The 12,206-nt window shown below is 37.2% G+C and carries 7 protein-coding genes; 3 read left to right on the plus strand and 4 right to left on the minus strand.

Translation table 11 applies throughout. From position 1 onward, the window contains the following. Window positions 1-5: 5 nt before the first annotated feature. From BXY64_RS13090 to BXY64_RS13100, 3 genes are all read right to left on the minus strand, one after another. Window positions 6-725 (minus strand): DNA-binding domain-containing protein, encoded by a 720-nt coding sequence (locus tag BXY64_RS13090; protein WP_120240430.1) that lies wholly within the window; start codon window positions 723-725, stop codon window positions 6-8. 78 nt (window positions 726-803) lie between these two features. Then, window positions 804-2,150 carry a sensor histidine kinase gene (locus tag BXY64_RS13095; protein WP_120240431.1) on the minus strand — a complete coding sequence of 449 codons (1,347 nt, stop codon included), beginning with the start codon at window positions 2,148-2,150 and terminating at the stop codon, window positions 804-806. Next, complete coding sequence (locus BXY64_RS13100) at window positions 2,140-3,504, minus strand: sigma-54-dependent transcriptional regulator (RefSeq protein ID WP_120240432.1); 1,365 nt, start codon at window positions 3,502-3,504, stop codon at window positions 2,140-2,142. Before BXY64_RS13100 ends, BXY64_RS13095 begins: the two co-directional genes overlap by 11 nt. 261 nt (window positions 3,505-3,765) lie before the next feature. Here BXY64_RS13100 and BXY64_RS13105 point away from each other — a divergent pair, with 261 nt between their 5' ends. Together BXY64_RS13105 and BXY64_RS13110 are read left to right on the plus strand one after the other, a co-directional pair. Further along, a complete protein-coding gene (locus tag BXY64_RS13105; RefSeq protein ID WP_120240433.1) occupies window positions 3,766-4,464 on the plus strand; it encodes an ABC transporter ATP-binding protein in 699 nt (232 codons plus the stop codon). A 10-nt stretch (window positions 4,465-4,474) separates the two neighbouring features. Continuing rightward, window positions 4,475-6,907, plus strand: a complete 2,433-nt coding sequence (locus BXY64_RS13110) for an ABC transporter permease (RefSeq protein ID WP_120240434.1) — start codon at window positions 4,475-4,477, stop codon at window positions 6,905-6,907. Between the two features lie 380 nt (window positions 6,908-7,287). Here the strand turns inward: BXY64_RS13110 and BXY64_RS21455 are convergent, their stop codons facing one another. Continuing rightward, complete coding sequence (locus tag BXY64_RS21455; protein ID WP_211334494.1) at window positions 7,288-10,728, minus strand: hypothetical protein; 3,441 nt, start codon at window positions 10,726-10,728, stop codon at window positions 7,288-7,290. A 591-nt stretch (window positions 10,729-11,319) separates the two neighbouring features. Between BXY64_RS21455 and BXY64_RS13120 the strand changes: the two genes are divergently transcribed. Continuing rightward, a complete protein-coding gene (locus BXY64_RS13120) occupies window positions 11,320-12,156 on the plus strand; it encodes a CvfB family protein (RefSeq protein ID WP_120240435.1) in 837 nt (278 codons plus the stop codon). Window positions 12,157-12,206 lie beyond the last annotated feature (50 nt).

Raw genomic sequence — 12,206 nt, forward strand, 5'->3', positions numbered from 1 at the left:
CATTGCTATTTCACATATAGGGGAAGGTGAAAGCTTGTGCTTACAGTAGTATTTATCAATTTTCGATTCATTGCAAACTGGGTGTATACTTCAAGCAAATATTCCCCTCCCTGCAAATCGGGCAATAATATCAATAACTTTTGCGGTTCGTTACCAATTACCTGCTTGCATTTAATTCTTTCATTGCTTTTTTTGTCAAGCAAATATACCCCTACACTCGAATCATCGCCTCTAATTTTAAGACGTTTACCCTCAATTTGCAGCACTTGTCCTGGTGTAATCAGCTTATTTTCCGATTTGGTTGTTAAATCGGTAACTCTTCCTATTTTAGGTTTGGTATTGGCCAAACCCAGGATTCGCACTTTCGATTTTGCAAGCAGCTCTCGCATCCTTTTACTTGCCGAAAATTTAAGTTTTATTTGGTGTTCTTCCGGATCAATTCCATTGCTAGCAGCATTAAAGTGCCCTTTAACACTTAAGTGAAATTGGAATAATTCAGTATTGATTTTATACCCCTCAGCCAACTTCTCCATTTTGATTCTATCACATCGGGTGAGAATGTCTATAATACTCTCTTTGTGATATTCCGATCCTTCGGCAATCATCAAATCGGCAATATCCTTATTGGTGATGGTACCTACATACCTTACTTGAGCGTAATAATCGTTTTTCTGATTGCTGATATTGTTGGGATAAAGCAAGAGACTTATTTCCTTCATACTCATATTTAAGTAGTTTTGGGTTCTTCTACTAAAGTAATCATATTCTAAATAATATGATAGTCATTTATTAAGGTTCAACTATCAACAGCTATGCTGAAAAACCAGCTTAACCTTTGTACCCTTTCCCTCTTCCGATTCCACCGAAATATGACCATGGTGCAAACGCATAATCTGGCGCGCAAGGCTTAAGCCAATTCCTGATCCTTCCTCTTTAGTAGTAAAAAATGGAATGAATATATTTTTCATATCCTCTGCAGAGATACCTCCTCCATTATCGGTAATACTGATTTCTACATGGCCATTTTGTTTTTCTTCTGCTTTCAGATGTATTTCCCCACTTCTGAGAATGGCCTGACGCGCATTCTTTACCAGGTTAATTAAAACCTGTTTCACAAGAGCCTCATCAGCATAGAACTGTAGATCTTTTGGACTGATGCTGAAATAATACTGCTCTTGATCATTGGAATACATGTGCAACAAATCTTGCAAATGTATAAACAGTTGAGATACGCTAATGACTTGTGGATTAGGCTTTGGAATTCTCGATAGCTCACGATAAGCCTCAACAAAATACATGAGTCCCTGCCCTTGCTCCTTTATCACTTGAAGTCCGTTGCGTGTTTTGCTAAGAACCGATTCGGTAAGAATCGTACCGGTTTCAATTTGCTGGTAATTGCTTTCCAGTTTTTCAGATAAACAGGTAAGAGGAGATACAGAATTCATAATCTCATGGGTAAGCACATTAATCAACTTCTGCCAAGACTCCAACTCCTGCGCATCCATCTCATTTTTAATATCCGTAAAGGATAATAGTTTTAGTTCCTTTCCCTCTTGCTTAATTGTAGTGCAAGAAATTAGCAGGTATTTACTTACACCATTCCCTTGCAAATGATAGACACGAGTATCGCCAGCCTTCATTATCTCAAACAGATCAAACAAGTCTGCATCGTTTTTTTTCAATGCCTTAATGTTGTAGAGGTTATGTATACCCAATAATTCACGCCCTCTGTGGTTTATACACTCCACCAAACCATTCTCATCAAAGGATAGCAAACCTACTGCTGCATGCTCAATAATGGCATCGCTTATCATCTCTTTTTTTTGTGCCTTTAGGCGTAAATCTCTAATGATGAGATTTACTTCCTGCATTCCCAGGCGTAATTCATCGAAGGACTTGCCTGAAATATTTTTAGGAAAGCTTAATGCAGAATCCTCATTCTTTACCGAAAGGAAGAATTGCGATAACAAGCGATTGGTTGTATTCAGATAATGAACCAAACGGTAACTTAACCAAAAAATGAGCATTAAAACCAATAAGGCCATGTATGGATAAGCCGTAGCCCAAAATATCCATCCCATAAGAAAACTCAACAACAAAATACTACTGAGACTAACTATAACCTGAATAAAAAGGCTTTTATAAATCATACTTCTTAATTTTGTGATAAAGAGTTGGGCGGGTAACGCCAAGCTCACGAGCCATATGTGTTAGATTTCCTTCGTGACGTTCCATAGCAGCAAGAATCATTTGCTTTTCCATATCTACAAAGCTTTGAGGTGCTACATTGCTTGCTTGAGTTCCATTTTGCTTTAATAGAAAATCTTCTTTGGTAATCCTACTTCCCTCCGAAAGTATTACCGCCTTTTCAACAGTATGCTGCAACTCGCGAACATTTCCCGGCCATGGGTAATTTTGCAGCTTAACCAAAGCTTCATCGGTATAGTTCAATGGCCTTTTATCGTATTTCGTTGCATACTTCATTAGAAAATACTCTGCCAAAAGAGCAATATCACTAGTACGATCGCGTAAAGCTGGCACATCAACCTGAATGGTATTAATGCGATAAAGCAGGTCTTCACGAAAAGTTCCTTCGGCAACCATTTCCTGAAGATTTTTATTGGTAGCGCACACCAAACGAATGTCTATACTCCTTGTTTGATGATCGCCAACACGAGTTACCTCTCGATTTTGTAATACCGACAATAATTTAGCCTGCATGGCCAATGATAGATTTCCAATCTCATCCAGAAAAATGGTTCCACCCGAAGCCAATTCAAATCTTCCCTGCCTGTCTTCCCTGGCATCGGTAAAGGCTCCCTTCACATGACCAAACAATTCGCTTTCGAAAAGCGATTCACTCATGGCACCCATATCTACCGAAACCATTGGTTTATTGCTCCTATTGGATTGCTGATGTATTTCTCGTGCAATCAACTCCTTTCCTGTTCCATGTTCACCCAATACCAAGACATTTGCATCTGTAACAGCTACTTTTTGCAGGAGCTTTCGCAGATTCATCATTACGGTTGATCTACCAATCATTTCAGACTTGTTCTGGTTCAACTCTCTGGTTAAGTCTTGCTTATCGGTTTCCAGCTTTTGTATCTTCTTTTTCGATTGCCTCAAGCTTAAAGCCGATTTCAAAGTAGAGCTCAACTTATTGTTGTCCCATGGCTTCAGCACAAAATCTGTAGCTCCCTTTTTAATGGCTGTTACAGCCAATTCTACATCTCCGTATGCTGTTAGCAGCACCACTGCCAAATCAGGATCATATTTAAGGATTTCATTCATCCAAAACAAACCCTCGTTTCCCGTATTCACTCCAGCAGAAAAGTTCATATCCAAAAGAACAATGTCATATGAATTGTCCTGCAACTCGCTAAGTAAACTTTTAGGATTAGAAAGTACGTTAACCGTATCGAACTCATCTTGCAATAGCATTTGAAGAGAAATTCTTACACGTTTGTGATCGTCTATAATTAAAATATTTCCTATTGGCATACTTCTTCGGGTTTAGTCTACCAAAAGTAGAGAAATGCAATCAACAACTCAACAGAATGTAAAAAAACTATACAATAAGAATAAAGATTTTTTACAGCTGGAAGATCCTGTCCAATATGCTTTATTCACACAAACACCTCTACACATAGTAATTAGAACCAATGGCACAACTATAGTAGTGCTATTGTAGCAGGAAGAACTTCTATTCTTTTATGCATGACAATAATAATTATATAACTTACGAATCTTTAATAAAACAAAATGATCAAAGTAGAAAACCTAAGCAAAGTATTTCGTACCGAAGAGGTAGAAACCACTGCCTTGAATAATGTAAACCTGGAAATAAAAGAAGGTGAATTTGTAGCCATTATGGGGCCATCGGGTTGTGGCAAATCTACCCTTTTAAATATCCTGGGAATGTTAGATAGTCCTACCCATGGCAAGTATCATTTCTGCGACAATGAGGTAAGTAGCCTTAAGGAAAAACTGCGCAATACATTTCGCAAAGGGAATATCAATTTTGTTTTTCAATCGTTCAACCTGATTGATGAATTGAGTGTGTATAAAAATGTGGAATTGCCATTAAAGTATTTACGATACGATTTAGGCAAGAAGAAAAAACGTGTCCTGGAAATGCTGGACAGAATGAAAATAGGTCACAGAAGAAATCACTATCCACAACAATTATCAGGAGGACAACAACAAAGAGTTGCCATTGCGCGCGCCATTGCACCCAACCCAAAACTTTTATTGGCCGATGAGCCAACTGGTAACCTCGATTCAAAAACCGGCCTTGAGGTAATGAACTTATTAAGCGAACTGAATGCCGAGGGAACCACCATTGTAATGGTAACCCACTCGGAGCGTGATGCTGAGTTTGCACATCGAGTAATCAGATTGTTTGATGGTGAAGTAACCATGGAAAGTACGAAAAAAGAACTTACACAAATTGAATATTAATCAGATAGCTATGAATATTTTAACGAAAAAAAATAAATGGGCTGCGATTAATATCATTGGAATTGCAATTGCTTTTGCAGGTGTATTTTTTGCCTCATCCTATATAAAACATGAGTTGTCGTTCGACAAGTTTCATGCAAAAGCAGATCAGATTTACCGTCTTAACATAGACAAGCCTGGAAAAGTTGGCTTTATGCAAAGCCCTGACAATGTAAGTACTGCTAGCTTAAATGCTCATTACATCAAGGATTTATACGATAAATTCCCAGGAATAGAGCAGATTGTTCTAATGGTAAAACCATTCAATTATACTGTAAAGGTAGAAGAAGAGATCTTTCGATTGGATAACTCTTACTACACCGATCATTCATTCTTTACCTTATTTGATTTTAAACTGATAAAAGGCAATAAGGAAGGCCTCTTTCATAATCCAAATGAAATCGCAATCAGTAAAAAATCTGCATTAAAATATTTTGGTAGCATTGATGTGATTGGAAAAGAATTAACTCTAAAGGGAGAATTTGATCGCAATGGAGGCACAATTTATACCGTTAAAGGTGTATTTGATGATTATCCATCCAATTCGCACATGCAACCAGATATGTTGCTCTCAAGCAATCTGGAAACACTTCGTAATCCCTACGGACATGCTTTTACATACTTGTTATTGCATCCGGATGTAAAACCTGATCAATTGGAGCTTTCTTTAAACAAACATTGGAAAGAAAATGTTGCTGAAGAAGAGGTCTCTCCTACTTTTAAACTGATGAATCTTCGTGACATTCATCTAAAAAGTCATAAAAAGGATGAGCTTGGTTCAAATGGTACAATTAAAACCATTTGGGTAATAATGTCAGGTGCTCTTATTATCCTTTTAATCACAATGATTAACTATTTCAACCTGACTACGGTTCAGCTAAATAGCGATTTAAACAATCTCAAAATTAAAGTTATCAACGGTGCAAACCTCTTAGATCTTTCTCTATCACAAATTAAGAAATCATCTATACAGATCTCTCTAGCCATCATCATAGGAAGCATACTCTCTTTTATTTTTAATCGTTTTATAGAATTTAAGTTTATCATTAAAAACGAAGGAGTATTGTTTACACTTCTTGTTATGTGCTTTATTGTTGTATTTGGAGCAATTTCACTACTCCCTTTATACACCAGGAAGATCTCTTCAAATTTAAGCAATCAGAAAGAAGAAGGTTCGAAGAAATTCATTATCTCCTTGGTTTGCCAATTTACGCTATCCATTGTAGCCTTGGTTTTAACCATTGTTTTAAATCAACAGATTTCAAAGATCAAGAATTTTCACCCCGGAAAAGACAAAGAATCCATTATTACAATTACTGAATTTCCATATGCGGCTATCAGTACATTTGATCTTTTCAAAGAAAAGGCTTTAAAACATCCCGAAATACTAATGATTTCGTCAACCATGATGCCTCCAGGTACAACACCCGATTTCGTTTACCCTTTTGAAATGGAAGGAATTGATAGAAGTGAAAACAATACAATCTCGATTAACTCCGTTGATCAGGAGTTTTTTAAGCTATTTGATATTCAAGCATTGGCGGGTGATTTAAATCTTAAAAGTGGTTCAAGTTTTATATGGGAAAGTGCGGCCATTTCTCCCAATAAAGAAGCCGCTATCAAAAACATCAATAATCTTGATCCATCCTATCGTAATTTTAAAGAACAATACATTTTAAATGAATCCGCTTCCAAAAAGTTGGGCTTTACAAATCCTCAAGATGCCATAGGAAAACAGTTCAAATACAATTTCATATCTCAAACCTATTTTAAACAAGGTGAGATTGTTGCCGTAATCAAGGACTTGCATTATGCCGACATGTTCTCGGAAGAAAAAGCAGAAGTTATTGGTTTAAAACGTATTTTCAACAGTACTTTTCTGGTTAAAATTGATAAAAACAACACCTCTAAAGCGCTTAAGAATTTGCAAGAAACTTGGAGTCAGATGTATCCAGATCACCCAATGAAATATGAATTTCTGAGTGATAGCTATTTCAAAATTTACCGAAACCAGTACAATGAAATGAAAGCCTTGACCCTATTTTCTATTCTTTCTATTCTACTCTCAATACTTGGAATGTATGCCTTGTCATCCTATAGCATACAACACAAAACAAAAGAAATAGGAATCAGAAAAGCAAATGGTGCAAGTTCCTTGGAAATCATGCTGCAATTAATCACCGAGTATGTTGTATGGGTAGCTATGGCTTTCGTAATTGCATCTCCAATTGCATTTTACGCCGCCGATGACTGGTTAAAAAGCTTTGCTTATCGAATTGATCTAAGCTGGTGGATATTTGCCTTCGCAGGAATAATTGCAATTCTTATTGCGATCATCACCGTAAGTTGGCAAACCTATAATGCAGCCAGAAAAGATCCTGTTTATGCATTGAAATATGAATAGCCAAGCAATACAAACTTGATGATATTACAAAGGACTGTACCCAAGCAAGGTACAGTCTTTTTTTGTTTTAACTATCACTTCAAATTCTTGTTACTACAACTTGTCAAAGTGCTTACTACAACTTTGCAAAGTGCTTACTAGAACTTCTTAATGTTCTTACTATAACTTTACAAAGTGATAGGTAGAACTTTTAAATATGCTAGGTACTACTTTTAATTGTGATAGTAAGAACTTATTTATATTATCATTACCACATTACTAAAACAGAAGAATTGCAGTAAAAAAGCATTATCCGAAACAGAATTTAAGACAAATCAAAAAGTGCTACTCCATAAGGAATAGCACTTTTAAGTTGTGTATAAAAAATATAATAGAAAACTTTACCCTACTAATCTGCTTTTTGGCTTTTGTGCCGTTAGTATTTCTTTGGTTTTAATATCAAGTTTCGACTCTTTCTCCTCCGGTTGAGTAATATCCCCAGTTGCCTGTTTAGAATCCCCAGCCAAGCTGTACAATCCACGAAGTAACATTTCATATTTTTCTTCTATTGGAATTGCAGCATAAGCAGCTTTCTTCTCCTCAATAATCCTTTGCTTTTCATTCTCTTCTACAGCTACTTTTTCGTAATAAGCATCCGCTTTTCTGTTCTTCAGGAATGGAGTCGCTACAGTTGGAAACAACTCCAACAACAACATTTCTTTCTCGTTTTCGGCAAGCTTTACTCCTCCCAACTCATGCAAGACAGGATTCTCAGGAGCCTGATACTTGTTTACATCATAATCTGTAGCCTCACTTTGTCCACAAATTTTATGACGGAATTCCGGATCGATTTCTATTGGTGTTTCGCCATATTCTCCTTTTACCAAATTAAAGAATTGGTTATTTACATTAGTGTATGGAGCTTTTCCGCTGTTCACATCCAATACGTAGTTTACTGCCTGAACTCCTACAATTTGTGAGGATGGCGTTACCAAAGGAGGACAACCTGCAGCTACACGAACCTCTGGCACCTTCTCCAATACGGTTGGCAATAAATCTTCCAAACCAAGTGCTTTTAACTGAGCCAGCATGTTAGTATACATACCTCCAGGAATCTCAGCAGCTTTCACTTTCTCATTTGGTTCAGGGAAATTAAAGTACTTCTCGATTGCATGACAGGTTGCCAACAACTCTTCTTCTTTATCGGCTTTAGCCAATTCAATAGCTTTATCGAATAATGCATCAATCTCTTTCGGAAGATAATCAGCAGTAATATCGAACTCTAATGGGAACATTTTATAAGAATCGAACTCAGCAATTCTTTCACGGATTCCCTTCAATTCCTTGTTAATGGCAACAACAGAATCGAGATTCACTCCAGTATCCAAACCTAATTTATCAGCGAAAAGCTGAATTATTTCGAATGATGGAGCAGCAGGACCTCCTGCAAAGTTCAGCATACAGGTATCTACCACATCCACACCGTTCACTATGGCCATTAGTACAGCTCCCAGACCATAACCTGGAGTACAGTGGGTGTGGAAATCAATCGGAACATTAAGCTCTTGTTTCAATCGCTTCACGATCTTACCCGATAATGATGGAGGAATCAATCCTGCCATATCCTTCACAGTGATCATATCCGCGCCAAGCACTTCCATTTGCTTGGCCTTGTTCACGAAATAATTTACATCGAAAATCTTCTTAGGCAATTTCTTTCCTGATAAAAGGGCCTTCCATCTTTGTTTATTGGTGAACTTTGGATCTACCGTATAACAAACCGCACAGTCGGCAATACCTCCTGCCTCTTTCATATACTTGATGGTAGTTTCCATGTTCTTCACATCGTTCAAACAATCGAAAATACGCATGATACCCAAACCTGATTTCACAGCATTCTTGTTAAAACCTTCGATTACCGACTCTGGATAAGGCGAGTAACCAAATAAGTTTCTTCCGCGCGACAATGCTGTTAGATGTGAAACATCACCAATTACCTCCTTGATGGATTCCAATCGATGCCATGGATCTTCGTTCAGGTAACGTATTACCGAATCGGGAATTGCACCTCCCCAAACTTCTAATGCGTAGAAATTGGCATCTTTATACAAAGGAAGAACCTTTTCTATTTCGTGTTGTGGCACACGAGTTGCAAACAGTGATTGCTGACCATCACGCAATGTCAAATCACGAATCTTCAGTTTGCGGGTTCTCTTAATTGCAGCTCTTTCAGCAGTAATTTTCTTGCGATTTTCTACTCTTTGGGCTTCAAATTCATCCTTGCGCTTCCCTTCCAAATATCCTTTTGCTACCAATGGGAACAGTTCCAAAAGCATGTATTCTTTATCGTCAACAGCCAATTTCACATTTCCGTATTGTGGCAGATTTGGATTTTCAGGTGCCTGGTAATTGCTCACATCATAATCTTCTCTCTCTGGCTTTCCAGTGATCTTTTCACGAAACTCAGGAGCAATTTCGATTGGAGTAGTACCGTACTCTCCTTTTACCAAGCTAAAAAACTGGTTGGATACATTTGTATAGAACGGACGACCCGAGTTCTCATCGATAACACAGTTTACCGCCTGTACGCCTACAATTTGTGAAGAAGGGGTTACCAATGGCGGACAACCTGCGTCCAAACGAACCACTGGCACCACTTCTAACACTCTCTCAAGCAGGGTTTCCAAACCTAAAGCCTTCAACTGGTTCAGCATATTTGTGTACATACCACCAGGAATTTCCGCCTTCTTAACCATTTCGTTAGGAGCCGGGAAATTAAAATATTTTTCAATTGCATGACAAGCATCCAGAAGCTCAGCCTCTTTATCAGCTTTAGCATATTCTATTGCCTCATCGAATAGTTGATCGATCTCAGCAGGAAGCTTATCTTTTGTAATATCAAATTCAATTGGGAACTGCTTGTAGCTATCCACCTCAGCCAAAGCATTCGCACGAATCTCTTTCAAAATTTTGTTGATTTCAACCACTACCTCAGGATTTCCATCCAATTCAATGCCCAACTTCTGACAGAACAGGTAAATCAACTCGTACGCAGGAGCTGCGGATCCACCAGCAAAGTTCATGATGTTGGTATCGATAACATCCACACCATTAATAATGGCAGTTAAAGCCGAAGCCAAACCATAACCTGGTGTAGAGTGAGAATGGAAATCAACAGGAATACTTAACTCTTCTTTAAATCGACGAATAATTTGACCCGCACGAGAAGGTGAAGCCAGGCCGGCCATATCTTTCAAAGAAATCATATCAGCTCCAAGAGCCTCCAATTTTTTCGCCAGGTTCACAAAATATTCCAGGTCAAAGATCTGATCCGGAAGATTCTTAATGGTAAGTCTGTCTCTATCCTCTTTTTTCTCAGGAAATTTAGAGTCTACAGTATAACATACTGCACAATCGGCCATACCTCCAGCAGCTTTCACATACTTAATGGTCGACTTCATATTTTCAATATCGTTCAAACAATCGAAAATACGCATAATACCCAATCCTGATTTTACAGCTTGTGTATTAAACTTTTCAATTACTGATTCAGGATATGGACTGTATCCGAATAGATTGCGTCCGCGAGATAAGGCCGTAAGTTTGGAAACATCGCCAATCTCTTTCTTAATGGACTCTAAACGGTACCAAGGATCCTCATTCAAATAACGCATTACAGAATCAGGTACTGCGCCACCCCATACTTCCATCGCATAAAAGTTCGCCTTTTTATACAAGTGCAAAACTTTCTCTATCTCTGCCTGAGGCATTCTGGTTGCAAAAAGAGATTGCTGACCATCTCTTAATGTTAGATCTCTAACTAATAATTTCCTCTTTTTCATACCCTGATTTATTGAATTCTTATATCAAATTAACTCGAGAGAGAGTTATTTTATCAATCTCAAAATCCACGATTTCTTGATCACTCATCAAAAATAAAAACTATTCTTAAATAAGGAATTATTTCTCTATTAAGTCATGCATGTTCTACAATAGCTGATTTTATGGGTATAAACACTCATGTTAAATACTGATATTTTTCCTTAATAATACCAGCCAGAATTCGCAATCGATAACGAAAATTGCAATCTTAACTTTGATTTTTTTATTAAAACCTAATAATAACGCATAGCTTGGTAATTTCGAGAGCAGCACGCAACAAATCAAGCTCTTATTTTAACTCATTTCTAAAGCAGGTGAAAAATACCCATTCCGTTTTTATCGATTTCAGTAAACATGCTCTACAACATACACTTCTTTCTATTCTGAATAATAGAAAGAAGCTTAAACAAAGGTTTACAGTTAATAAATCTATCTCAATCTTCTCTTTTAGATATAGTCCGAGCATATTCGTAAAAAGTTGCTTACTTTTACGCATTAATTGATAAACCAAAACTTTCCATATCAATTGGAAACTGATTAAAATATAGCTTGTGAGTATTATAGGACAATATGCAGAATTAAAAGTCGCCAAATTGGTTGACTTTGGAGTGTTTTTAGAGGGTGAAGATGAAGCTTTAATCTTGCTTCCTAATCAATATGTTCCGCCAAAAACTCAAATTGATGATAAGATAAAAGTGTTTATCTACAGAGATTCGGAAGATCGAATTATAGCCACAACGCTAAAACCTAAAGCCATTGTTGGGGAATTTGCTGTTCTAAAAGTAAAATCGGTAACCAATGTAGGTGCATTTTTAGATTGGGGATTGGCCAAAGATCTGCTTGTTCCGTTTAGCGAGCAAAGAGATAAAATGCAGGTTGATCTTTCGTACCTGGTATACATCTATCTGGATAATGCCACAGGTAGAATTGTTGCTACAGCTAAAATTGAAAGAATCCTTCGAGAAAATGAAGTATCATATAAAGAAGGTGATGAAGTAGATATTTTAGTTGGAAAAAGAAGTGAATTGGGTTTCCAGGTGTTGATTAATGATGATGCCTTAGGTATGGTGTACAAGAATGAAGTTTTTGGACACCTGAAAATTGGAGATCAAAGAAAGGCATATATTAAGAAAATCCGTCCCGATGGCAAGATTGATGTTAGCCTTCAACAACAAGGATATGCAAACGAGGTTCCTAAATCGGGACAGCAAATACTTGATTTATTAAAAGAAGAAGAAGGATTCATTCCTTTGAATGATAAGAGTTCTCCAGAAGACATTTACTACTCGCTTAAAATGAGTAAGAAAAATTTTAAAAAGGCAATTGGTCTCTTGTACAAACAAAAGCTAATTACCATTGAGGATACAGGAATTTACCTGGTTCAGTAAGCAATTAGCACAACTGCTAAATCCTTTAATACAAGATCACTAAAACACAA

This window comes from Marinifilum flexuosum, from assembly GCF_003610555.1.
GTDB lineage: Bacteria > Bacteroidota > Bacteroidia > Bacteroidales > Marinifilaceae > Marinifilum > Marinifilum flexuosum.

What these genes read in the sequence shown, in the direction of transcription:
- BXY64_RS13090 (WP_120240430.1), bottom strand. Translation starts at nt 725, where the DNA reads ATGAGTATGAAGGAAATAAGTCTCTTGCTTTATCCCAACAATATCAGC.
- BXY64_RS13095 (WP_120240431.1), bottom strand. Translation starts at nt 2,150, where the DNA reads ATGATTTATAAAAGCCTTTTTATTCAGGTTATAGTTAGTCTCAGTAGT.
- BXY64_RS13100 (WP_120240432.1), bottom strand. Translation starts at nt 3,504, where the DNA reads ATGCCAATAGGAAATATTTTAATTATAGACGATCACAAACGTGTAAGA.
- BXY64_RS13105 (WP_120240433.1), top strand. Translation starts at nt 3,766, where the DNA reads ATGATCAAAGTAGAAAACCTAAGCAAAGTATTTCGTACCGAAGAGGTA.
- BXY64_RS13110 (WP_120240434.1), top strand. Translation starts at nt 4,475, where the DNA reads ATGAATATTTTAACGAAAAAAAATAAATGGGCTGCGATTAATATCATT.
- BXY64_RS21455 (WP_211334494.1), bottom strand. Translation starts at nt 10,728, where the DNA reads ATGAAAAAGAGGAAATTATTAGTTAGAGATCTAACATTAAGAGATGGT.